The 24,931-nt window shown below is 54.3% G+C and carries 18 protein-coding genes; 4 read left to right on the top strand and 14 right to left on the bottom strand.

The genetic code is table 11. The annotated features are described in order from the left end of the window. Window positions 1–253: 253 nt before the first annotated feature. The 5 genes from DYE26_RS04930 to DYE26_RS04910 all read right to left on the bottom strand — a co-directional run bounded on the left by DYE26_RS04930 (window position 254) and on the right by DYE26_RS04910 (window position 6,037). A complete protein-coding gene (locus DYE26_RS04930; RefSeq protein ID WP_036622689.1) occupies window positions 254–2,326 on the bottom strand; it encodes an alpha-glucuronidase family glycosyl hydrolase in 2,073 nt (690 codons plus the stop codon). 12 nt (window positions 2,327–2,338) lie between these two features. Then, window positions 2,339–3,139: a Nif3-like dinuclear metal center hexameric protein gene (locus DYE26_RS04925; protein ID WP_036622687.1), complete on the bottom strand. Its 801-nt coding sequence runs from the start codon at window positions 3,137–3,139 to the stop codon at window positions 2,339–2,341. A 75-nt stretch (window positions 3,140–3,214) separates the two neighbouring features. After that, window positions 3,215–4,528: an ABC transporter substrate-binding protein gene (locus DYE26_RS04920; RefSeq protein WP_036622685.1), complete on the bottom strand. Its 1,314-nt coding sequence runs from the start codon at window positions 4,526–4,528 to the stop codon at window positions 3,215–3,217. Window positions 4,529–4,730: 202 nt separating this feature from the next. Further along, window positions 4,731–5,666 (bottom strand): glutaminase A, encoded by a 936-nt coding sequence (glsA, locus tag DYE26_RS04915; protein ID WP_036622683.1) that lies wholly within the window; start codon window positions 5,664–5,666, stop codon window positions 4,731–4,733. A gap of 83 nt (window positions 5,667–5,749) precedes the next feature. After that, window positions 5,750–6,037, bottom strand: a complete 288-nt coding sequence (locus DYE26_RS04910; RefSeq protein WP_172531693.1) for a small, acid-soluble spore protein, alpha/beta type — start codon at window positions 6,035–6,037, stop codon at window positions 5,750–5,752. A 360-nt stretch (window positions 6,038–6,397) separates the two neighbouring features. Between DYE26_RS04910 and DYE26_RS04905 the strand changes: the two genes are divergently transcribed. Next, the gene (locus DYE26_RS04905) at window positions 6,398–7,270 is read left to right on the top strand and encodes a YitT family protein (RefSeq protein ID WP_051985418.1); all 873 of its coding nucleotides are present in this window, start codon (window positions 6,398–6,400) and stop codon (window positions 7,268–7,270) included. Between the two features lie 119 nt (window positions 7,271–7,389). Here the strand turns inward: DYE26_RS04905 and DYE26_RS04900 are convergent, their stop codons facing one another. Beyond that, complete coding sequence (locus DYE26_RS04900) at window positions 7,390–8,433, bottom strand: ABC transporter substrate-binding protein (RefSeq protein WP_036622681.1); 1,044 nt, start codon at window positions 8,431–8,433, stop codon at window positions 7,390–7,392. 209 nt (window positions 8,434–8,642) lie between these two features. Here DYE26_RS04900 and DYE26_RS04895 point away from each other — a divergent pair, with 209 nt between their 5' ends. Further along, window positions 8,643–9,623, top strand: coding sequence for a FecCD family ABC transporter permease (locus tag DYE26_RS04895; protein ID WP_036622679.1), 981 nt, complete (start codon window positions 8,643–8,645; stop codon window positions 9,621–9,623). Beyond that, window positions 9,623–10,672, top strand: a complete 1,050-nt coding sequence (locus DYE26_RS04890; RefSeq protein WP_036622677.1) for a FecCD family ABC transporter permease — start codon at window positions 9,623–9,625, stop codon at window positions 10,670–10,672. Before DYE26_RS04895 ends, DYE26_RS04890 begins: the two co-directional genes overlap by 1 nt. Before the next feature lie 67 nt (window positions 10,673–10,739). Here DYE26_RS04890 and DYE26_RS04885 read toward each other — a convergent pair whose 3' ends face one another. From DYE26_RS04885 to DYE26_RS04875, 3 genes are all read right to left on the bottom strand, one after another. Further along, window positions 10,740–12,725, bottom strand: coding sequence for an RICIN domain-containing protein (locus tag DYE26_RS04885; RefSeq protein ID WP_082207759.1), 1,986 nt, complete (start codon window positions 12,723–12,725; stop codon window positions 10,740–10,742). 66 nt (window positions 12,726–12,791) lie between these two features. Then, entirely contained in the window at window positions 12,792–13,712 is a 921-nt protein-coding gene (locus tag DYE26_RS04880; protein ID WP_227872778.1) for an endo-1,4-beta-xylanase, read from the bottom strand. A 113-nt stretch (window positions 13,713–13,825) separates the two neighbouring features. Beyond that, window positions 13,826–15,355, bottom strand: coding sequence for a glycoside hydrolase family 43 protein (locus tag DYE26_RS04875; RefSeq protein ID WP_227872742.1), 1,530 nt, complete (start codon window positions 15,353–15,355; stop codon window positions 13,826–13,828). Between the two features lie 682 nt (window positions 15,356–16,037). Here DYE26_RS04875 and DYE26_RS04870 point away from each other — a divergent pair. Then, window positions 16,038–17,231: an IS4 family transposase gene (locus tag DYE26_RS04870; RefSeq protein ID WP_115311180.1), complete on the top strand. Its 1,194-nt coding sequence runs from the start codon at window positions 16,038–16,040 to the stop codon at window positions 17,229–17,231. A 411-nt stretch (window positions 17,232–17,642) separates the two neighbouring features. Here DYE26_RS04870 and DYE26_RS04865 read toward each other — a convergent pair whose 3' ends face one another. The 5 genes from DYE26_RS04865 to DYE26_RS04845 are packed head-to-tail and all read right to left on the bottom strand — an operon-like array spanning window position 17,643 to window position 24,924. Further along, window positions 17,643–19,907 (bottom strand): glycoside hydrolase family 95 protein, encoded by a 2,265-nt coding sequence (locus DYE26_RS04865; RefSeq protein ID WP_115311179.1) that lies wholly within the window; start codon window positions 19,905–19,907, stop codon window positions 17,643–17,645. Window positions 19,908–19,949: 42 nt separating this feature from the next. After that, window positions 19,950–20,969 carry a zinc-binding alcohol dehydrogenase family protein gene (locus DYE26_RS04860; protein WP_036622673.1) on the bottom strand — a complete coding sequence of 340 codons (1,020 nt, stop codon included), beginning with the start codon at window positions 20,967–20,969 and terminating at the stop codon, window positions 19,950–19,952. 2 nt (window positions 20,970–20,971) lie between these two features. Next, window positions 20,972–21,931 carry an aldo/keto reductase gene (locus tag DYE26_RS04855; RefSeq protein ID WP_036622671.1) on the bottom strand — a complete coding sequence of 320 codons (960 nt, stop codon included), beginning with the start codon at window positions 21,929–21,931 and terminating at the stop codon, window positions 20,972–20,974. 18 nt (window positions 21,932–21,949) lie between these two features. Continuing rightward, entirely contained in the window at window positions 21,950–22,789 is an 840-nt protein-coding gene (locus tag DYE26_RS04850) for an amidohydrolase family protein (RefSeq protein WP_036622668.1), read from the bottom strand. A gap of 20 nt (window positions 22,790–22,809) precedes the next feature. Beyond that, window positions 22,810–24,924, bottom strand: a complete 2,115-nt coding sequence (locus DYE26_RS04845) for a glycoside hydrolase family 36 protein (protein WP_036622666.1) — start codon at window positions 24,922–24,924, stop codon at window positions 22,810–22,812. Between the last annotated feature and the right edge of the window lie 7 nt (window positions 24,925–24,931).

Below are 24,931 nucleotides of genomic sequence, written 5' to 3'. Positions count from 1 at the left end.
TCCGATAGTACGTTGATTGGAAAAATCCAATAGATTTGCAGCAGTTCGGCACTTTTGCCGGCTTTCGTTCCGAATCTATTGGAAAAATCCAATCTAGCCAGCAGCGGAAGTTACCATTCTGAAGCTCTATTGGATAATTCCAATGAGAGGCATACAAAACGCGCCAACGAAAAAAGAGGAATGGCTTCCCATCCCTCCGAAATAAGTCCGTAAATGAAATTGAATCGTACAATGACGATCTTGGTTTCCTAAATTAATAAATCCGTCTGCCCCGTTCGTCGGGGATCCCGCTTTTGCGGTAGAAATACGTGTTGATCTGATCCCGCCATTCCTTAGCATGTTCCGCCTGCTCCGCCAGCCGGTCCGCAACCTGCTTGTACAGCGAATCGGGGATCAGGCCGGCCAGGCTGGACCAGGCTTCTTGCAGCCGGGCGGCGCGCTCCGCGCCAGCGAAATGCGTGTCGTAGATGTGCTGGATGACCGTTTTGCCGGAATGGAGGACATGGGTGTAAGGAACGTGATGGAAAAACAGCAGCAGTTCATCCGGACAGCTCTCCAAAGATTCGTAACGCCTAAAATTGGGCTCGGCGTATTGGGCCGTATAACCCGTTCCCGTCGCTTTGGTCCGGTCCACGCCAATCCCATGGCAATCGGCAAAATGGTACGTCCCCCACAGCGAATACTCATAACCGTCGACGTTGGGTCCGTAATGATGGCCGGGATTGACCATAAACCCGATGCCGAGCGGCGCCGTATAGGATTCGTAAATATTAAGGGAATCAAGCAGGATGCCGAGAATCGTCCGAACCGTACGCTCGCCGTCCCCAAACGTCAGGCGGATCCACTCCTCGGCGATTTGCTCCGCAGTCAGCTCCGGATTCCAGGCGAGCCGGCCGTATCCGTACAGATTGGCCTGAGCCAGCAAATGTCCGGTCCAGTTGGCGTCGTCCCCAATGTTGGACACGGCCGCGAAGCCGCCATATCGGTTCCCGTGCGCCGAACCGTCGACGATGCGTCTCACGGGCGTGCCCTTCCCCTGGAAATACGTATCAAATTCCAGCACTTCCTTCCATTGCGGCACCAAATAGCACACATGCCGCTGCTGTCCGGTATATTCCTGGGTAATCTGAAACTCGATCATCTGGTTCGTGGCCGGCATTGCGCCGAGGAGCGGCGACACGGGCTCCCGCACCTGAAAATCGATCGGCCCGTTTTTCACCTGCAGGATGACGTTTTCATGGAAACGGCCGTCCAGCGGCACAAAATGATCGTACGCCGCCCTGGCCCGGTCCGTCTTCCGGTCGCGCCAATCCTGCTTGCAGTTGTACACGAAGCAGCGCCAAATGACAACGCCTCCATACGGCTCCAGCGCTTCGGCCAGCATATTGGCGCCGTCCGCGTGATCGCGGCCGTAAGTGAACGGCCCGGGCCGGTTCTCCGAGTCGGCTTTGACGAGAAAACCGCCGAAATCGGGGATATACCGGTTAATCTCCGCCGCCCTGTAACGCCACCACCGCCGAACCTCAGGATCCAACGGGTCCGCCGTAGGCAGGCCGCCGATTTCCAGCGGCGCCGCGTAATTGACGCTGAGGAACAGCTTGATCCCGTAACCGCGGAAGATCCCGGCAAGCCCGGCCACCTCCGGCAGATACGCCTCCGTGATCAGCATCGTTTCCAGACGGTGCACATTTACGTTGTTGATCGCTAGCGCGTTCACCCCGACGGATGCCAGAAGCCTGGCGTAATCGCGAATTCGCCCCAAATCCGAGGTGATTTTGCCGCCCGCGTAAAAGATCGAATCCCCGGCATAACCGCGTTCGATCGAGCCGTCGATATTGTCCCACTGGTTGATCATGCGCAGCCTCCCCGCGGGACGCTCCCGGATATCCAGACCGCCGATGGCGGCGCCTGTGCCCATGAGCCGCAGCAAATGGAACACGCCGTACAATACGCCGGCGGACGCCTCCGCCCCAATGACGATCCGCTTTCCGCCGGAAACGGAGCGGATCGCATATCCTTCCGCGCCCAAGCGCAGATCCCCGGCGTCCGCAAACGCTTGGTCCACCGCGCCGCCGCGTCCAAATACGCCCAGCACGATGGAAGCTTGATCTCCTGCTTCATCAGCAATCTGAGGCGCGGAGCCCGCGATCCCCTCCATCCCCCGGACAAGTTCGGCGGCGGCATTTTGCAGGATGTCATCCTTGGCTTCAACGAGAATGCTTGTATAGGCGGCATATTCCTCAACCCGGCTTCCCGAGGCTGCCCGGCGATAACCGAGCCACGCTTCATAACCGGTAGGTTCCGACAACGCCGGATTGTTACTCACGTAAAACTCCTCCTATCCTATGATTTGAAAAAGCGGCTGATCCGCCAAAAAATGCACGGGCACGGACGGAAAAGCAGCCTGAAGACGCTTGGCGAGGTATTTCATGCCCGGGGCTTCGCTCGGACCGTGGCCCAGCACGAGCAGCGCCCGGTTCAGCCCCTGATGCGCCGCATCCCGCACGTATTCCGGCGTCTCCCATTCCGGGCCTTCCCCGGCTACGACCAGGTCCACGCCGCGCTCGGCAAACAGCGGAATCGCCAGCTCTCCGCCGCCCCGGTAGCCTACGAGCAGCCCGACGCGCGAGCACACCGTCCGGGCGTCGCCGACAAAGCGGACAAACGGCGCCTCCAGCTTGGTTCTTAAATGCTGCGCGATATCGGCTAGCGGGGTCGGGGGAAGCTCCAATATGGCTGCCGCGGGTTGATATTCCTTGACGTAAGCTTCCCAGCCGGCCTCTTCCACGAACCCCGCCATTATCCCGTCCGGCTCATAGCGGTGTATGCCGTCATGGAAACGGTAAACCGCAATCCCCGACTCCTCGATCAGCCGCCGTTTTTGCCGGACGACCGGGTCATTAGCCGCTGGCTGCTTGCCCGGGCGATGGCTGTAAAACAACCCTTCGTGCGTGATCAGCAGGTTCACCCCCAAGGCCACCGCCCGCTCGAGCACCTGCTGCGACGCCATAAACGCTGTCGCTATCGCCTCGACTTCGGCCAAGAAATTCCCCGTTTCCAGTCTGTCGACTGATTCCTCGCCAAGCGCCCCGCCTTCCTCCGTCAATTTGCCGATCACATCCCGAATCCGTATAGCCATAGCACCCTCCCTTTCCTGGAACATGCCTGGCCCGGAACCAAAAATTCGTTCCGGGCTAGCCCAACATGTACAGTATCACTCGTAAGCCAGCGCAGCTTCCTTCAGCTGTTTGTAGGCTTCTTCCGGCGTGATTTTGTTAAAGCTCAGCTGATCGTGAACGAGCGGCCAATCCTTGTCGATATAGTTGGTCCAGCCGCCCGGGCCGGCCGTCCAGGTCTGCCCGTCCTGCTCCGTGGCGCGCAGCAGCCCCATACCGACCTTGTCAACATCGCTCATACTCTCTTCCAGCGCCGTCGCGTTGTCCTTGTTTACCGGCAGCCCGCGCGAAGTTTTCAGGATCGCGGCGGCTTCCGGATCATTCACAAACCAGTCGATGAATTTCTCGGCTTCTTCCTTATACTTGGAGTTTTCCGAAACGGCCAGATACATCGACGGCTTCAGCCATCCGCCCGCTTCTTCGGCCCGCGGCATCGTCACCAGCGCATACGCGCCCGGCTTCAGACTGTCCCATGCGCCATAGTTGTTGGAGAAACTGTAGCGGAACAGGATTTTTCCGGCCACCATCAAGTCCATTTGCGGATCGAATTCTTTATCCGAGGAATTCACATCGGCCGGCGGAACCAGCCCTTCCTTGCGGAGTTCTTCGAACCGCTTCGTCCACTCCAGGAACGATTCCTGGTCGACATTGAATTTGCCGTCATCCGTAATGACCGTGCCTTTACCTTTGCTGTATTGGTATGCCGAATACATAAAATAGTTGGCCGCGTAATCCTTGGTGAAATATTGGCCGCTGGGCAGCTTGCCTTTGAATTCTTTGGCTAAGGCAAAGAAATCGTCCCAAGTCCAACCGTTTTCCGGGTTTTTGATGCCCAGCTTATCCAGCGCCGCTTTGTCGTAAATCAACCCGAAAGCAACGGAACCAAGCGGCATGGCATACTGTGTTCCGTCCTTCTGTCCCCCGGCCAGCAGCTTCGGATCGATCTTCGCAACGTCCACCGAATCCAGCGGTGACAATTGATTGCGTCCGGCCCAGTCCGGAGCCCAGCCCGGGTCCAGCTGGATGATGTCCGGCGCGTTTTTGGCGGCCGCCTGTGTCGACAATTTGTCCAAATAGCCGTCCATCCCGGAATATTCCGGCTCAAACGTAATGTTCGGATGGTTTTTCGTGTACAGTTCCAGTGCGGCCAGCGTGGCTTCATGCCGTTCTTGAGATCCCCACCACATCATGCGCAGCTTGATTTGTCCGTCTCCTCCCGCCCCCGATGCGCTCCCCGCACCGGCCGTTTCTCCGTTGGCTCCGCCCGGCTTTCCACCGCCGCCGCATGCCGCAAGCATCCCGACGAGGGAAAGCGCCATCAGCGAAACCAGTAAACGCTTCCATTTCAACATGGATGAACCCCTCCCATTCGCTTCTGAGTAACTTGTTTACATCTCTATAGTAACTAGTTCAAATGGAAGAGGATATGAGAAAAATGCACGATTTGTTATAAAATTCCTCGAAAATATGGATCAGGCGTACATCTCTTTTGAGTCTATTCGATAATAAGCAGCTTTTGACCGGAAATGAACCGCATCATAAATTCTTATCATCTTAAAAAATGCTCCAGTTAAACTCGCGCGACAACCGCTCCAGCAAATGGACGCCCGCGATACTGTTTCCTTTCGGGTTTAGCGCCGGTCCTACCACGCCAATTCCCCAGCGCCCGGGCACAAGGGACAAAATCCCGCCCGATACGCCGCTCTTGGCCGGCAATCCCGCTCCGATCGCAAATTCGCCCGAGCCGTTGTACATTCCGCAAGTCACCATAAACGTTTTGGCGATCTGCACAAAGCGCCGGGGAACCAGCTCCTTGCCGGTAATCGGGTCCGTGCCGTCCATAGCCAGCACCAAAGCCATACGGGCCAAATCGGCGCAAGTTACCTCGATCGAGCAGTGGCGGAAGTAAACCTCCAACACCTGTTCCACATCGCAACCCAGCGTCCCTTTATCGAGCAAAAAATAAGCCATCGAGCGGTTCAGATGGCCCGTCGCCGCCTCCGACCGGTACACCTCCAAATTGTAATCCAGCGCGGGATTCCCGGCCAATTCGCGAAAAAAATCCAGGATGCGGGCCGATTTGTTCAACGCGCCGTCGCCTTTGATCATCGAAGACACCACGATCGCCCCCGCGTTGATCAGCGGGTTAAACGGAATCGCCGGCTGCACCAGCTCGAGCTTCATGATCGAATTAAAGTTGTCGCCCGTAGGCTCCATGCCCACCTTGGAAAAAACCGCTTCTTCTCCATGATCCATCAACGCAAGGATCAACGTAAACACCTTAGAGATGCTCTGCATCGTAAACGGAGCCTGGGCATCTCCAACGCTTACAGATCTTCCTCCCGCATCGATCAGATGAATCCCCAGCAGATGCTTGGGCGATTTCGACAATTCGGGAATGTACGTGGCCACGGTCCCCTTTGCGCTTTCCAGCCGGCTCGTTTCCACCCATTCCGATAAGTATGCTTCCAGCCGATCGAGCTCGTTCATGGCCTGTTTCCTCCAATCGATCACGATGTTGACCGGGGCGAGACGCCGGCGATGCCTTCAAGTTCGCCCCAGCCATAATACGCTTACCGCTGCGAATCGCTCAGCTTCTGCTTGGCCAAACGGATCATTTCCCGGACCATCGAGCCGCCGATGGCACCGCCGATTTTACCGGCCTCCTCCGAGGTCAAATCCCCGTTATCGCCTTCCTTTAGCGGCACGCCAAGCGATTCGGCCACCTCGTATTTCACGTCGTCCGGATGCTGCGGATCGACAGGATAACCTTCACGCCGCATAACCTCCGCTTTGAACTGCTTCAGGTCCGCTTCATTGGCGCCCTCCGCCGCCGGACCGTTTCCTTTTCTTTTTACCATGGATATCCCTTTCTTTCAATCAAGAATTATCCATAACATGCCCCGATTCAGCTTTTCCCATGCCGGACGACCATATATAAACCATGCTTTTAAAATAAGTCCGGCCCGGTTCCTCAAAAGCACAGAAAGACAAGGCAAAATAAATCATGGAAAAAACGTATAACCGCCCGGCAAAAACGGAATGACATATTATTGAACATTGTTTTTCGTGACGCAGATCATAGTCCTTATGAGTGATAAAAATGATAATTTAATCCGATAACAATTTTTTATCGAAATATCTCGATGCCGACATCATGAACTGCTCCGTCATGGAAAGAAGACTTTTTGCACAACCTTTAAAGAAAAGAAGGGTTAGACATGAACCTGAATCAATATGTTCCGATCATCCCCAAACCGGTCAAAGCCGCCTTAAAACCGGCTCAGGAAGTGGGAATCATCCTCGTTTCCGCGCTGCTCGTCGCCGCCGGGCTTAATTTGTTTCTGATCCCCCACAAGCTGCTGTCCGGCGGGCTGACAGGGGTTGCCTCCTTTATCGGTTATTTTACGGACTGGAATATATCGATTCTGTACTTTCTGCTGAATGTCCCTCTTATCGCCTGGGGCTGGAAAGCGGTCGGGCGGCGGTACATCATTTTAAGCTGTATTTCCGTCGCGAGCACGACGTGGTTTATGGCGATCATCCCGCAGATCCAGGTGACCAACGACCCGATTCTCGGCGCCGTGTGCGGCGGGATCATCTCGGCGGCGGGCATCGGCTTTTCGCTGCGCGTAGGCGGCTCGACCGGCGGCTTCGATATTCTCGGATCGATCGTTACCCGTAAACATGACGTGGCCATGGGCAACATTTTGTTCCTCTTGAACGGCATCGTGATCGTGGCGCTCGGATTTCTGCAGAGCTGGGACCTGGCCCTCTACTCCATGCTGTCGACCTTCGTCAAAGGCAAGGTCGTCGACATGATCCATGTCGGACATATCAAGGTGACCTGCTTTATCATCACCAAGCAAAAAGAGAAAATGCTTTGCCGCTTGCGCCAGCTGCATCACGGCATCACGTGCATCCACTCGGAGGGCGGGTACAGTGAAGAGAAAAATTATATGCTCATGACGGTAACGACGCGATACGAACTGGCCGCCGTCCGCAAAGCGGTGGCCGAAACCGACCCGCAGGCATTCATGAACGTGGTGCAGTCCACGGAAATCTTGGGGAGGTTCGCCCGGACGGCGAAATAACGCCGAAAACATTTTCCCTGATTTCCGCGACAGCTAGCGATTCCCCAGCGTGAAATCAAAAGAGGCCGGTTCCCATGGTTGGAAACGGCCTCTTACTGTGCAGCCTTTAAATATTTAAGTTACTTTTCAAGCCCGTATATCTCGGACAGCTGGTCAAGCATCAGATTTGCCGCTTTGATGCCGCCGGCAGTATTCCAGATGGCGTCGTCCACTTTATAGGCTTTGCCGTTTTTCACCGCGTTCAGGTTTTTCCACAGCGGATCGTTCGTCCAGTCCAGTTCGGTCTGGTTGGCTTTGCCGTCGCCTATGTCATAAGTAAAGTAGAACAACCGGTCGGCGTCCGCTTCGGACAACCGTTCTTTCGTAATTTCATCGACGAACGTATCTTTGGCGTTTTTCGTCATTTCATTTCTGGCGATGCCAAGCTGCTCAAAAATAATTCCGGAGAACGTGTTCGTGTGATATACGCGGGTTTTGCCGTCCATGAACCGGACCACTGATACCGTTTCTTTCAGCTTATCGCCGGCTTTGGCTTTAAAGTCTTCGATCCGCGCTTCGAAGGCGGCCAGCAGTTCGTCGCCTTTGTCGGTCATTCCAAGCGCTTCGGCGTACAGCTTGAAGTTGTCCATCCAGTTGCCGCGCAGGTCTTCGGACATCACCGTAGGCGCGATCGCATTTAGTTGCTCGTAAACTTTCTCCTGGCGCATCTTGTTCCCGATGATCAAATCAGGCTGCAGTCCGGCGATCAATTCCAGATTCGGCTGGCTCTCCTCGCCAACTACTTCAACCCCGTCCATCTCGTCTTTAATATGCGCATACCATGGGTCCCCCGTCCAGGAGCGGACGGCGCCGACCGGTTTAACTCCCAGAGCAAGCAGCGCTTCCGTGCCTTCATTGGTCAAAACGACGACCCGCTTCGGCGTACCTTCTATTTTCGTCTCTCCCATCGCATGTTTAACGGTACGGACAGCGCCGGCGGCCGTATTACCGCTAGAGTTACCATTCTCCGCGGAAGGCGTCCCGTTTGACGCTTTGGTGGTATTATCGGAAGCTCCTTGGCTTTGATTGCTTCCGCATCCGCTCAGCGCCAGCATGAGCGCCAAAATGGCGAGCCCCCACCATACGGCGCGTTTTCGGATGATGTGATTACGAGTAAAGCTCATTAATGATCCCCCTTAAAAATATGTCTGCAAAGTACTTGTTATAGGTGATAATGATTATCATCTTCACCACGATGTTCAAAACTATAAAGCATGTCAGACCTCTTGTCAATCCATTAAGAATGATTCTCATAATCATTGACAGTCCGCACCGCATCTTCTAATATTTAATGGATATTATTTTCTTGAACTGGAAAGTGGGAATTTGCCTCATGAAAGGTTTCGGCTTATTGATTTCGCTATTTGCCCTGGCCGCAGCCCTCGTTTGCAGCATCAGCTTCGGCGTGACGGACATCCCTTTCGGTACCGTGTGGGAATCGTTTGTCCGCCCAAACGGCAGCAACGAGCATCTGCTCATTCAGACGGCCCGGGTACCGCGGGCCTTTATCGCCGCCGCTGTCGGCGCTTGCCTCGCGGTTGCGGGAGCGCTGATGCAGGTCGTCACCCGCAACCCGATCGCTTCGCCGAGCACGCTTGGCGTTAACTCCGGCGCGGCCTTCTTCATTATCCTGGCGACCGGGTGGCTGGGCATATCGGGCATGCAGCCCCTTACCTGGGTTGCTTTGACCGGAGCGGCCTTAAGCGGAATGGTCGTGTTTTTGCTCGGAAGCATCGGACGTGACGGCATGACGCCGCTCAAAATCACGCTTGCCGGCGCTTCGATGGCCGCTTTTTTCTACTCGCTCACGCAGGGACTGATGCTCTCCGACGGCAAAATGTTCGATCAGGTGCTCGTCTGGCTGGTCGGATCCGTTGCGGGACGGGGAATGGACCAACTCGTTGCCGTTCTTCCTTATATGGGGGCCGGGATGGTTATCGCTCTCCTTCTGTCCGGACAGCTGAATATCCTGGCAATGGGAGATACCGTAGCGCAAGGGCTCGGGCAACGCACGGGCCGAATTAAAACTTTGGCTACGGCGGCCGTGATTCTGCTCGCCGGAGGGTCGGTTGCGGTAGCCGGTCCGATCGCGTTTGTCGGGATCATTATCCCGCATATCGTCCGCTATTTCATAGGCGCGGATTACCGCTGGATCTTGCCTTACTGCGCCTTGTTCGGGGCCTTGCTCTTGGTGTCGGCCGACATCGGCTCAAGGTACATCGCCATGCCCAAGGAAGTTCCGGTCGGGGTCATGACCGCGCTGCTCGGAGTACCGTTTTTCGTATATATCGCAAGAAAAGGGGTGAAAAACTGATGGCCAAGCCCGGCAAACTTGAAGTCTCGGCCGCCAAATCGACCATACTGGCGAAGAAAAAAAGAACGATTTGGATCTGCCTGTTGTTGTCCGTAGTATGTTTGGCGGTTATGGTCATCAGCGTTGCCGTCAGCAGCAAATATATTCCTCCCCTTACCGTTATCAAATCTTTATTCGGCATGGCTGAAGCCGGGGATCAGGTTATCGTGCAAAAAATCCGGCTGCCGCGGATCATTATCGCCGCGCTGGTCGGCGCATCTTTGGCGGTGGCCGGGGCCATTCTGCAGGGCGTCATCCGCAACCCGCTCGCTTCGCCCGATGTGGCCGGCATTACGGAAGGCGCTTCGCTAGGCGCCATCTTGTTCATCTTTCTGTTTCAGGGCAGCATCTCGATTCACTGGATGCCGCTCGCCGCGATCGGCGGCGCGTTTCTCGTCACGGCGTTACTGTATGTGCTGGCCTGGAAAAAGGGCGTGTCTCCCTTGAGGATCATCCTGATCGGGATCGGCGTGTCCGCCGCCATTAAATCGCTGTCGTTCATGCTGATCATCTCCGGTCCTTTGCAATTGGCCAGCCAATCGCTCACATTCATGACCGGCAGTATCTATGGCGTGTCGTGGGAAAATGACGTGCTGACACTGTTGCCTTGGACGGCTGTATTGCTGGCCCTCACCTGGCTGCAAGCCCGCCAGGTCAACATCCAGGCCCTCGGCGATGATATCGCCACGAGCGTCGGCGCCCGCGTGCAGCTGCAGCGTCTGCTGCTGATCGCCCTAAGCGTTTCGCTCGCCGGTTCCGCCGTGGCCATCGGCGGCGCAATCGCCTTTATCGGCCTGATGGCGCCGCATATGGCCCGCAAACTGGCGGGGCCGTCCTTTTCCGGCGTGCTCCCGATCAGCGCGCTGCTGGGCGCTTTGATCCTGCTCATTGCCGATCTGATCGCCCGCACCGCTTTTTTGCCCCGGGACGTCCCCGCCGGCGTTTTAACGGCCGCGATCGGGGCCCCGTTTTTTATGATTTTGCTGTACCGGAACCGCAATCGGTTATAAAAAACATGTAAAAAGCAAAGAAATGGCGGTGCAAGGGAGTTATCCCTGCACCGCCATTTCTTATTCGTTACCTGACCAACATGAATCTCCAGTTATGGTCTGCGGTGCCGTTATCGTCCCATTGCACGATTTTTGCGCCTGCTTCCCTGGACATGCCGTCCACGCCGAGCACCATACCGCTGTGGCGGTTGACCAATTTGTAGCTGCCATCGCCCAGCGGCGCGAGCTGCCATTCATGATCGGCCGTGCCATTGTCGTCCCACTGTACGGCGGAAGCTCCTCTGGCCGTGGACATGTTTTCTATACCCAGCACTTTGCCGCTGTGGATATTCGTCAGCTTGTAATAACCGCTGTCTAAGCGCTCAAACCGCCATTCATGATCCGCCGTACCGTTGTCATCCCATTGGACCGCCTGCCCGCCGTTGGCCGTGGACATATTGGCAATGCCGATCACCATGTTGCTGTGTACGTTCTGAAGCTTATATACGCGGCCGTTTTCAACCGGCGTCTCCCCACCGGAAGAAGTCGCAAACTGCCAATAATCGAAGTTGAACAGACGCTGGCCGCTGGCGCCTTTAAACATAAAGTAAATATTATGAACCCCTGTCACACGATTAACATTCGTTTCTTGCAATCTCCAAACCTGGTTCCCCCCTGTAGGAGTGACATTAAGCGTGCCGATCACCTGGCCCTTCGGACTGTCGAGGCGAATTTCGATTTGTCCTACCACCGTTGACGCGACGTTAGCTTTAAACGATGTTGCGCCGGTTGATCCGAAATCGGCGTTCCCCACTGCAACCCAGTCCCCGTTGTGGATATCGGTTACATTCATATTTACGCTTGGCACCATGCCGCCCGGCGCTTGGGAAACTTCGGTCAGAATGCCGCCGTTCCACCCGATGGTTTCCGCCTCGGTTCTTTGATACGGATTCAGATGCTTTGTTTGCGAAACACCCTGCATCGTGCCCTGAACCGGTACGATTTCATTCCCGCTATACGTCAGTTCATTGATATGCGGGGAACGGTACCCCATGCCGTCACCTAAAAGGGCTTTGCTGACGGTTTGGGCATGGTAGGTAATATACCACTTATTATTAAAGCTAAAAATGGTGTGGTGATTATTGCCCCCGACGCCGAAGAACACAGCCGGATTCCTCAAGATGGATTTCACGTAAGTATACGGCCCCATGGGGTTGTTGCTCACCATATAGGCGATTTCACCGGGAGGCGGGCTGCCCGCCGGATGATTTCCGCCAAAGTTGGAGCAATAGGAATAATAGTATTTTCCGTTATACTTATGGATCCCTGAATCCTCGAAAAAGAAGGGGGCGTCAATCAATTGCGCACTGCCTTCGATATGAATCATATCGCTGCTTAATTTGATGACGCGGGCCGTCTTGGGACTTGCCCATTGATTTTGAGTTGGATTATCACCGCCAGGAATTCCCCCGCCAAAATATAAGTAGCCGGAGCCGTTATCATCTACCAGCACAGCCGGATCAAATAACCAAACAACGCCGCTGACTCCCGGGGTACTCCAGGAAACCAGCGCTTTTCCCAGCGGATCCGTCCACGGTCCGATCGGACTATCCGCCGTGAGTACGCCGATCCCTCCAGCGCTATTGGCAAAATAAAGGAAAAACTTATCCTGGCCATTTATTTTTTTGTGCGCTGCGGCCGGTGCCCAAGAACCCGACGCCCATTTGGCGATGCCGCCTGACCCAGCCACCGGAATAGCCCCGTGATCCGTCCAATTCACCATATCGTCGGATGAGATCAGATGCACTTTATTTAAATTGCTGAACGAGTTGGCCTTGATCTTTCCGTTACTGTCATATTCATAAGCATCGCTTGACATATAAATATAGACTCTACCGTTATAGACCAGCGCGGATGGATCGGCCCCAAGCTTGTGATCCATTAATGGGTTGGAGTTGCCCGGAGTTTTAGCGATGGCCGCTGTTTCCGCCTGTGCAACCTGTCCGTTCAACACTCCTGCCCACAGTATGACAAAGGCCAATAATAAAGCTTTCATTCGACTGCTATTTTTCATTTCATTCCCCTCTTTGCATGAGTTATCTAATAAACGTTGAATCTCCAGTTATGATCCGCCGTACCGTTATCGTCTTCCGGCAAGATAACCCTTCAACCATTTCATGGCCGGACGTTCGGCGCCCGAGCTGGTGATAAGATGAGATCCGTCCTCCCATGTTTGTCCTTGAATATACCCCCAGAGCGTGATGCCTTTCACGTTCGGGTGTTCCCACAGCACCGGAAACTTTTGCTGGTATCTTTGCAATTGAGTCGCGTCGTCGCCCGTCATATCCAACTCCGAGACGTAGATCGGCAGCCCGGTGGCAGACAGCGTGCCGAGGACGCTGTTCATCGTGCTTACGGAAACGGTATTCATGTTGAAATAGTGACATTGAATGCCGATGCCGTCGATCAAACCTCTGGCCTTCAGCAAGTTTATGATCTGAACGTATTGCCGCGCCGCATTCGGATCGCTGATTATGCCGTATTCGTTAATCAATAGTTTGGAATTCGGGAACGCCTTTCTCGCTTGCTCGAACGACCAGATGACCCAATCCCATCCCGTAGAGCCGTCGCCGCCGATCGCATTCCGGTAAGAAGGCTTGGCGTGCAGCGGTTCGTTCACAACGTCGACGAATTCCGCGTTGCGGTATTTTTGACCGGCCGCTTGAATCCATTCGGTAACTTCCGCCTTTTGATTCGCAGCCGGCAGCCCGGAAATCCACACCGGCTCTTGGTTTCCCCATACGAGCGTATGGAATTTGAACGGTAAGCCGTTGGCCTTGGCGTAGTTGTAGGCCATATCCGCTTGCGACCAGTTCATGGAACCGCGTACGCCTTCGACGGAACCCCATTTTGTGGAGTTCTCAGGTGTGACTTGGTTCCAATAAGCAGTGAAATTGGAGGGAACATAGCCAGCGATAATGTTGCCTAAAAATTTGGAGCCTGACACAAGCCCGGCATTCGCGATTTGCGGCGAGGAAAACACCAGCAAAGATACCACCATGACCAAAGCGGTCAATACATGCACAAATTTTGACTTTAACAAATACATAAAATCGCCTCCCAATAATGAATTTTGGAAATCGAGCCGCTTTGCACGGGGGATTCTCCGGATGATCACTCCGTTCCCGTCATCCGGTTTTCGATTCGGAAATAATCGACATCCACGTATCCGCCGGCCGATTGAGTCGCATAATTAAAGATGGCAAACCGATAACCCATGAAATGCGGAATGGTGTAGCTCATCTGCAGCCTGTTGCCGATCGCCGTCCACCGGTTGCCGTCCAAACTGTAATAAAAATAGGCTTTATCGGTTTTGTTTTTGAAGTCCATTTCCACTTTTAAATATACATTGTTCTGTGTAAGCGGCACGCTGGCCACTTCCACCGGGGTTGCCGAACTGCCGTTAACCATCACGACCGATTTGGAATTGCCGGACATTTTGACGCCAACAAGCCCGTAGTTCTTTTGAAGCGCCGCAAGCCCCGCATAATCGCCGTTTTTCATGCGGCTTACGTCTATTGCGATCCGTCCGGAGCTTTCCGGACCAACGGTTCTTTGCGTCAGCGAGTTACGGGCATCCAAAATACTTGTGCTGGTTCTTCCGGTCGTCAGTCTCAGATATCCTGAACGCGCCGTAAGCGACCAAAGATTGTTGTCGGGATTGTGATTCCACTGCCATACCAGCGAAAGCCGGGACTGATTGAATTCATCGGAGGCCACAAACCATTCATTCGAATTCACGCCGGCGACCGGCTTTTGCATCTGCGTAGGGACTTGGCCGTTTACGCCGAATACCGGCCAGTTGTTTTGCCAGGTGACAGGGACAATGAAGGGAATGCGTCCTACGGAGCCATGATCCTGAAATAACAGGCCATACCATTTTCCGTCCGGCGTATCCACGATTCCGCCTTGAGCTATACCGGCATAGTCCAAAGCGACCCGCCCTTCATAAGGACCTGTAATACGATCGGCTCTAAACACCAATTGGGTGCGGCCGGCTCCCTGCGGCCAGGTGATCAGGAAGACGTAATACTTGCCGTTGATTTTTTGAATATGCGCCCCCTCGGCCGGAAGGCCTACGTTAGGACCCGCTGCCAAACTGGCGTTGGGGATAATGACCTGATTTAACCCGCCCGGTTTGACGGCGGCGGCATCCGAGGTGAGTTCGGTAAGGCGAATATCTCCGCTCCCATGAACGAGGTACACTCTCCCATCATCGTCAAACAGCAAAGACATATCATGGTAAAAACCGATCGTGGAGCTTGTCCACGGACCGTTTTCGATATCTTGCGTCCGGTAGATGAAGGTCTTCCCCGCTATGCTGGATGAAAAAACTGCATAATAGGTGCCGTTATGATATCGAAGACTGCTGGCCCACGAGCCCTTGCCATACTCATTTTGGCCATTCCGTAAAGCTTGCGCGTCCAAATCCCCCAGTGTATCGTAAACATAGTTCACAATTTCCCAATTGACGAGATCATAGGATTTCATGATCGGCACACCCGGGTTCATGTGCATTGTTGTGCTCGTCATATAGTAAGCGTTTCCAATTCTGATTGCATCGGGATCGGGCACATCCGCCCATATAATCGGATTCTCAAAAATATTTTGATCCTGTGCAGTATTCTTTTGTATTACTTTCACCTCTCCTTTCGTTTAACCTCTGAATGGAATCAACCGGAGATCAAATCTTCAATAAGCTTTTACGGCCGATCAACCTCCTTAAAAATCATATAATAGAAATATATTACATTTTTACAATTTCACTATAAATGGATTGGCGATAAAATTTAATAGAATTTTTATTGAGTTTATTGAACTTTCTTTTGAAATATTAAATTACATAAACGGGCTTTTGCCGGAAATGCAAAAAAAAGCCCATCTTCCTTTCCGGTTGGAAGCATGGGCCGCACATTATTAAAAAGAGGCGACGAAAATGACACCAATTAAGCACATTTTTCCAGCGGGTCGAAACACGTTCTAGCTTTAAAATGGAACGTTACCTAGGCCATGGAGAGCCCCGATGGGATCAACTGCAAAAGTGCTTTCCATTCTCCGCAAATCTCCATTTTAGAGCGGTTGAAATGCAAAATGCATCTCTTTTGGGGATATACGATAAAAAAGTAGCTTTTGCCCCGAAATGAACTGTACTTTCGCATCTGAACCCACTAGCCATGCGTAAAATCTAACATAAAACGTTAGGAATTAAAGGGAACGAAAAAGTTCAAGCACTTTCCAGAATTTGGTCTTCCCAAGTAAAAAAAATTCTCCTAATGTGGAAGTGTGGCACACGTTATCCGTCACACTCACAAAAGGAGAAATTCCCATGGATAACGTACCGAATTTATCGACCATTTGTCAATGCCTAAAGTTGCTGGAGCTTCAAGATTTCCGTTCACTTCTGGGCGATCACTGGGCAAAGAAGCTCTTCACCGGAAACACCATTCAACTGCATGTCGCGGGCCAACTGCTCGGCGCCACGTCGTACGACATGATCACCGAACAACTGCAGGCGCATGTGCCGTTGCAAGAAATTACCGGGCTTTCGTCCATCAGCCCATCGACGTTGTCCCGGAAAACGACCACCCTGTGCACCGACACGCTGCAAGCTGTATTTGTGAAATTGGTCCAAGCGATTCAGCATCTCCATCCGGATCGACCGGACAAACTGCCCGGTGGGAAAAAGCTATGCCTTCTGGATGCGACCGAGCTGACGCTGCCCTTGCAGCGGGCCAGTTGGGCGAATTACTCCAAAAGCAAACACGGAGTCAAAATGCATACGCGCGTGGTGGTCGCGGATCCGGCGAAACTCGTCTATCCCGACCGAATAATCGCCAGCACCGTAGATGTAAATGAGACGGAATTGTCGCTTGAGCTCGTGACCGACCCCGAGGCCATTCACGTCATGGACCGCGGGTTCCAAAAGCATGAACACTTTGAACGATGGGACCAGCCGGCGAACAAAATCAACTTTGTCTCCCGCATTCGCGAGAATACGCAGTTCGTCGTGACACGGGACTTCCGGATCCCCAAAGCCGATCGGAGCTTCATCGTGTCGGATCGCAAAGTACTCCTCAACAAATGCAGTCGCCGGTTGCGGCTCATCGTCTTTCGCGACGAAGAAGAGAAGGAGTATTTCCTGATTACCAATTGCTTTGAGGTCCCCGCAGTGGAAATTGCACAGATGTATAAGTATCGCTGGCTCATCGAACTGTTCTTCAAATGGATCAAGCAGCACTTGCGGATGGTGAAGGTGTTTAGCTACTCACCACAGGGCATCTGGAATCAGTTGTACTTAGTGCTCATTGCATTTGCGCTCTGCACGCTCGTTCGCCTTCAGACCGCGACCTCAAAGACTGCATGGGAGGTCCTTAAACTGATACGCATCTATGCCCATTATCCGTGGGCGGCGTTACTACAGGCGCTAGAACGAAAGCCGTCGCGCACCTCTAAGGGCAGGCAGCGCTTGCCGGCTCCCCGTGAGCCGCAACCGGTTCAAAAGAAAGTTATCGTGCGATAGGTCGAACTGCATATTTCCATTAAAAGGAAAACTGTACCACTTCTCCGCGGACATTCTCCTTTTTGAATCTAAGACCGAAATAAACCTGTAAATATATTTAATTAATTACTAAAATAGTAATTGAACCATAATTTTAACTTTTCATGTCAGGTTGTTTGCATGGCTAGTGATCTGAACCACCTGTTTCGAGGAATTTCGACGAAAACCGCCTGCACTTTTGCATTTGTTGGATTTCCCCCGCTTCCTTATATCGCAACGTGCCGGGAGTGGCATATAGTGCCTTCCATGTAAAGGTTTCAGCACATTCAAGGTCCTGAATAGCGGCTTCAAGCTCCGCATCATTCCATCGCTGTCATCCCCATGCTCCCCTGCTTATAGGTTTTCGTGCTGATCGCACCGAAAGTTGAGTTTTTAATGATCACGCCCCGTCTTTTTACTAAACGTATAAGAGCGTCCGGCCTCGCCCGCAAACGTAACGGGGTCAAGACCAGGCGCTTCCAAGCGGCAAGGTCCGGAAACCGCGCAAGTCACGACCGCTTCCGTTATCATGCCCTCCATCCAGGAGAAGTCGACGGTAAAGCCGCCCCGGGCACGCAGCCCTTTGACGCTCCCCTCGCTCCAGTTGTCTGGCAAAGCGGGCAGCAGCCGGATCACCCCGGCGTGGCTTTGCAGCAGCATTTCGGCAATGCCTGCCGTTCCGCCGAAATTGCCGTCGATTTGAAACGGAGGATGGTTGTCGAAAAGGTTAGGCAGCGTGGAATGGTCCAGCAGCGCCCTCACGTTCTCGTAAGCTTTGCCCCCATCCTGCAGACGGGCCCAGAAATTGATGATCCACGCCCGGCTCCAGCCGGTGTGGCCGCCGCCGCTCGCCAGCCTGCGTTCCAGCGTTGTCCGGGCGGCTTGGGCCAATTCCGGCGTGCCTTCCAGGCTGAAAGCTTCGCCCGGGTATAATGCAAATAAATGAGAGATGTGGCGATGTCCCGGCTCCATCTCCTCGTAATCCTCCATCCATTCCTGTATCTGCCCGTATTTGCCAATCTGCGGTTTGGGGAGCCGCTTCAGGGCGGCGGCCAGCTCCCCGCGGAAGACCTCGTCCCGTCCGATGATTTCCGCACTGCGGATGCAGGCGCCGAACAGCGCATCGATAATCTGAAAATCCATCGAGGCCCCGGCGCAGAGCACCCCTGTCTCACCATTCGGCAGCCTGTAGCTGTTCTCCGGGGAGACGGACGGACAAGTAATCAGGCGCCCTTCATCGTCTTCGATCAAATAATCGAGCAGGAACAATGCCGCCTCCTTCATCGTCTCATACGCCCGCGCAAGGAAGAAACGGTCCTGGGTAAACCGGTAATGCTCCCACAGGTGCAGGCATAACCAAGCGGCGCCAATCGGCCAGTAGGAAGCCGGAAGATACTTATCCTGCGGTGCCGTGTCTGCCCAGATATCCGTATTGTGATGCGCCGTAAATCCCCGGCAGCCGTACATGACCCTGGCCGTTACCCGGCCGGGCTCCCGCATTCGCTCGATCAAATCGAACAAAGGCTCGTGGCACTCGGTCAAATTGCAGTTTTCCGCCGGCCAGTAATTCATTTGCGCATTGATATTAATCGTGAATTTACTGTCCCATGGCGGTAAATAGCTGTTGTTCCATATTCCCTGAAGGTTTGCGGGCAAGGAACCCGGGCGGCTGGAGGAAATGAGCAGGTATCGGCCAAATTGGAAATAGGTCGCGATCAGCCCGTGATCCTCAGCGCCCTGCCGAAACAGCTCCAGCCTATCATCGGTCGGCAGCGCGTCTTTGCCCGGACTTTCCGGCAGCTTCAGGCCAACCCGCCCGTACAGCTCGCGGTAATCCGCGATATGCCGGGCCAGAAGCTCGGTGTAGGGAACCCTGCTGGACTCATCCAACCGCCGCTTGCCGTAAAGCTCCGGGTCCGGGTGGCGAAAGGTCGTGCCGGCAGCCAGCAGCAGCGTCACCGCATCCGCTCCGTTCACCAGCAGGTGGTCGCCAAGGGTCCGGCAGTCGCCGCCTTCCGGGACCGCCTTCATTACGGCGCAAAAAGCGCCGCCGCCTTTGCCCCCGCACTCTCCGCGCATAACCAGCCCGGATAACCCCCATTTCTCCGACTTCTCCAGGTATCTCCAATTCTGCCGGTTAAACCGGGCCTTGAAAGATATCGCCTTCTCCTTGTCGGCGGAAACCCGGATGACGATCGCCTGATCCGGATAACTGGCAAACAGCTCGCGGGTGTACCGCACCTCGCCGATCCGATAGCTGATCCGGGATACGCCATTCTCCAGATCAAGCTCCCGCATGTAGTCTTGGGCAGGCTGTTCGTGATCAGCGAACGACAGCAGCAGATCGCCGAGCGGCAAATAATGGCGTTGCGCTTCGGGCAGCCCCGTCATCGTCAGCGCCGCCAGTTCCTCCGCCTCCTGCAGCCGTCCCTCCATAATCAGCTTGCGTATTTGGGGCAAATGGGGCAGCGCGTCTTCATTGTTGCGATCGCGCGGGCCGCCGTACCATACCGAATCCTCGTTGAGCTGAAGCTTCTCCTCAGCCGTGCCCCCGAAGATCATCGCGCCAAGCCGCCCGTTGCCGATCGGAAGCGCTTCGTTCCATTCGGCCGCAGGTTTCCTGTACCATAAGCGGTGCTTCTGTTCCAAACTGGTCATACTGCTCCTCCAATCCGCCAAAATAGCATATATGTTCAGCGATCAGTCCAGTTCCACCAAAGCCTTGATCACTTTCGATTCAGGCTTGAGCCAGCTGTCGAACTGCCCGATCATGTCTTCGAATCCGCAGCGGTGGGTAATGTAACGGCCGATATCCATGCATCCCGCCGATACGGCCGCAAGCACCTGCTCAAAATCCTCCCGCGTAGCATTTCTGCTGCCCTGAAGCGTCATTTCGCGGGCATGAAAATCAGGATCACTAAAGGTGATCGTGCTTTTCACCAATCCGACGAAGGTCAAAGAGCCGCCATGGCCGACAAGTTCGAAAGCGTTTTCCATCGACGGGACGTTGCCGGTAGCATCGATGACGAATGCCGGGAAGCTGCCGTCCGTTAGCGCGGCCAGCCGCTCCTGCGGCTCCCGGAGCGCGTTCACCGTATGCTCGGCCTTGGCCCAAACCTTGCAAAATTCCAGACGCTCGTCGTTCACATCCATCGCGATCACCTTTGCTCCGGCATATCCGGCCATCGCCATCACGCCAAGCCCGATCGGTCCGGCGCCGATGATGAGCGCCTGATCCCCGGCGCCCAGCCCCGAGCGGCGGACGGCGTGCGCGCCGATCGCCAGCGGCTCCAGCATCGCCGCCTGATCCAACGTCAGTCCTTCCGTCTTGATAAGACTCGATATTGGCACGGAGATTCGCTCCCGCATTCCGCCGTCCGTATGGACGCCCAGCACCTTCATATGTTGACAGCAATTCGTTTTCCCGCTCAGGCAGGCCCGGCAATGGCCGCAATGCATGTACGGGACAACGCTGACCTGGTCGCCGGCCCGCAGCCCTTCCCGGTTGTCGCCGATTTGCTCGATCGTCCCGGCCAGTTCGTGGCCGAGCACACGCGGGTAGGTAAAATAAGGCTGATTGCCCCGGTACGCGTGCAGGTCGGTTCCGCAAATGCCAATCCTCCGAATCCTTACGATCGCCTCGCCCTCATGCATTTGCGGCTCCGGCAGATCCTCCCGAAACACGAACCGCCCAACTTCCTCGCAGATGATGCCCTTCATGATCATCGCCCTCCGCTCCGCCGGACCGGCTCTCCGCCCCATTCCGGCCGTCCGCTCGGCCACGTTGCGCCATCGACCGGCTTCAGGATCTCCAATACTTCCCGCAGCAATGCTTCGTCCATCGGTTCTTCCGTCCACAAAATGTTGTTGCGGATATTTTCCGGGGTTGCCGTGCTGACCAGCGTCGTCGGAATGCGTTCATCCGCCGTGGAGAACTGGACCGCCAGCTTCGCGATGTCCGCTCCTTTACTCCGGCAATGTTCGGCGGCCCGCCGGCAAGCGGCCCTGATGTCCTCGCCCGCAGGATGCCAATCCGGCACGTCCCGGTTGCTCAGCAAACCCATGGACAGCGGCGATGCGTTGATCAGGCCGGTTCCCAGCCGTTCCAAGAGCGGGAGGAGACCAAGCAGCGTAGTATCGTTCAGAGAATAATGGCAGTACGATAAGATGACATCCAGAGCGGTACGGGACAAAACCGCTTCGAAGATATTCAAGGGCAAGCCGGATACGCCGAAAAAACGGATTTTCCCGGATTTTTTCAACTGTTCAAGCGCGGGGACTCCTTCCTCCACCACCTGCTCCAGCGAACCAAACTCGATGTCGTGCAGCAGTAAAATATCGAGATAATCCGTCCCTAGGCGCCGCATGCTTTCTTCCGCGCTGTGAATCACCCGCTCCCGCGAGAAATCAAATTCATCCTGCCCGTAACGCCCCGCTTTCGTGGACAAAACATACCGGTCCCGCGGAATCGCCCGCAGCGCTTCGCCCAGCACGGTTTCCGCCTTCGTCAGGCCGTAATAAGGCGAAACGTCAATCAGATTGATGCCCATGTCGATGGCGGTATGGACCGTACGTATCCCCTCATCCCGCTGAACGTCCCGGAACACGCCTCCCAGCGAAGACGCCCCAAAGCTTAACGCCGACACGTTCAGCCCGGTGTTCCCCAACTTTCTGTATTTCATCGCGTCGTTCCCCCAATCTCAATGTTTATTCAACTTGTAAAATTTCGCGGCGTTGGCGCCGAAAACAGCTTCGATCGCTTCCGCGGGCAGCCGGTCTTGCAACGCTTGCCGCAATATGTCTACGACTTCATCATAAGTTGCCGCCAGAAGACACACGGGCCAATCGCTGCCGAACATCACCCTCTCGGGGCCAAACAAATCAAGCGTTGCATGGACGTATGCCGTGAAATTTTCCTTTTTCCAACCCTGACGGCCGGCTTCCGTCACCATCCCCGAAAGCTTGCAGCAGATGTTCGGATATTGGGCGATTTCCGCCATATGGCTTCTCCACGGCTCCAACAACCCCGAAGCGATCGGCGGCTTTGCCAAATGGTCGACGACGCCCCGAAGCCTGGGGATTCGCTCCAGCAATTGGACAAGCTGCGGCAGTTGATTCGCCAGGACAAGCAAATCAACCGGCACGTCCTGTTCCGCAAAATATGAAAACGCTTCAAAATAAGCGGGCGATAAAACGGTGTTTGGGTCCTCCATCTCCTGGATCATCACGCGAAGCCCGATAAATTTCGGATGCTTGCAAAACCGCTCATACTGTTTCTTATAAGTAGGGTCCTCAAGATCCAGCCACCCGACCACACCGGCGATGAAATCGGCCGTTTCGCTTAATTCAAGAATAAATTCGGTTTCCTCAATCGTTGGCGCCGCCTGCACCAGAATCGTTTTGCCGATGCCGTGCTTTGGCAAATGCGGTTCAAGATCGGAAGGCAAATAATCGCGGAAAAGCACCGGAATTTCCGGCGTAATCCAGCCGTAATCGTTTCTGTCGATCTTCCAAAAATGCTGGTGAGCGTCAATACGCATCAAACCACCTCCATTCCACCTTATTGTGCGCCAGACTGCTTCATGCGAAGAAGTATGCACAAGGCCGAAAACGGTTTTGCCAAACGGCAGGAAATGTGACCGTCTTCTACTTTCACATCCGTATTGTTGTCCGGGAACATTTGCGTATTTTCGTAATGCCCCCATGCAGGAAGAGGCAGCTTTACACTTTCCGCAACATCACCTCCAAAGGTATGTACAACTGCCATCATCTGTGATCGGTCTTTGGATGTGCGCGTGATTCCTTGCCATCCCTTGGGATGACGATAGCTGTGCACCAAGGTGCCGTATCGATTTGTTGTACCTTCCTTAATGATCGGAGAAACCAGCTTATAGAAAGCAATGGCCTCGTCCACAATTTTCCACTGTTCTTCATTCAAATCATGGATATCGCCGGACAAACACATCCGGCCTAACATCGTGCCGGCCAGCGAGTACACCAAACGCTGCAAACTGTCATTTTTTCTAAGAACGGCCCAGATCTGGCTTTGCCTCGGCAAAATCACTCTATGCAAATTCGCGGCAACGATCGGGATTTCCTCGCATTCATGAGCGTCCGAAAATGATGACATACTTGTAAGTCCAACCATGGAAGGCTCCAAGCGGTGACCGCCGGATGCGCAATTTTCAATCACAATATCGGGTACTTCTTGTTTGATCAACCTGAAAAAATCCTGAACCGCTTGCATCTGCCGGCGTAATCCTTCACCGAGCGATTCCGCGCCGTCGCAGCCGATGCCCAGATTATCGTTATAATCAACTTTTAAATAGCCGAATCCATGATTTTTCAAAAAGGAGATCACTTTCTCTTTCAAATAGCTGACGACAAAGGGATCGCGGAAGTCCCAAAACCGCCGGTCACCGCTCGTGATCGGCAAGCCGTCCCGTTTTAAGAGATGATCGACCCAATGAAACGCCGCGGATTCCACGCCGCAAGCTTCCATTTCGAACCAAATGCCGGGAATCATCCCGCATTTTCTAATATGTTCGAGCGTTTGTTCCAGCCCATCGGGGAAATCAATCGGGTTCACATCCCAATCGCCCATACTGTTAAACCAGTGCGTCCCTTCCCGCTTATACCATCCGCAATCAATGACAAGATAACGTATTCCCCTGCCTTTGAGCCGTTCGGCAATCGCGTAAAGATTCGCAGCCGATGGAGACCCCCATGTTGTACAAAACTCGTTAAAGACGATCGGCAGATCTTCTTCCAGCGCCGGCCCGCGCAATAGAGGCCGGTCCTGCATCCCGGTTAACCGCTCCGCCGCACGGTCAACATCCCCCACTACTGCGGTGAGATAGGCGCTGGGAGTCTGAAATGCCTCTCCAGGGCCAATCGTCTTGGTCCAATGGCCAAATTCCCTGTCCGCCAGTCCGCCTGACAGATACAGGGCGTCATCCCGTCTGCCGATCTCGATCTGCCAGGAGGCGGGGTGGGCGATTTGAACCCCCCAAGTCACGCCAACGCGGGTGTCCTCCAAATATGCCGCCGGGAAAAATCCCCGCACCGGCATGGATCCTACCTGTCCGAAGCGCAGACATCGTGTACCCGAAGGCGCCCAGGCCGGTTCAAGGTTTAAATCTTCGATATTACTGGAATATAAGCGCCCTTCCGCGGACCATGAACTAAGGATTCGATGGAAAACTAACGATTCGGGAGCATCATTCTCGGCAAACGGGGTAAACCCTGTCAATGAGAAGGATGATATCATTTCCGCCGTAACGGGCAGTTCGCTTTCATTCTTGATGATTGTAAAAGACTCCAGTGCTCGATACCCCGAATACCAGGTTAAATGATGCTCGACCCGGCACGAACTCTGGCTGCGCCATGCGGACACCACCGTTACACTAGTATCGCGCTCCAATTTACGCTGTTCTTCAAATAACAGCGCATCCATGGTTCCGCTGTTGCGCATGGAATGGCCGTGCGCGAATCCGCCGGGATAAGCATCCCCGATGAATTTGAGTTGCACTAAAGGATCCGCCTTGTATTTCTTCTCACAGACATGGGATACCATGGATTCCGGCAGCAGGACCAAGCCCGCTTGCCCGGTTTGGCCGTCTTTAACATAACGGGCTATCATATCGCCGAATCTATAGTCCTTATTAATCTCCATTTCATCC

Origin of the sequence: Paenibacillus macerans (assembly GCF_900454495.1) — a bacterium.
Taxonomy (GTDB): domain Bacteria; phylum Bacillota; class Bacilli; order Paenibacillales; family Paenibacillaceae; genus Fontibacillus; species Fontibacillus macerans.
The sequence above is the reverse complement of the archived record's forward strand: the minus strand, read 5'-3'. Positions and strand labels throughout refer to the sequence as shown.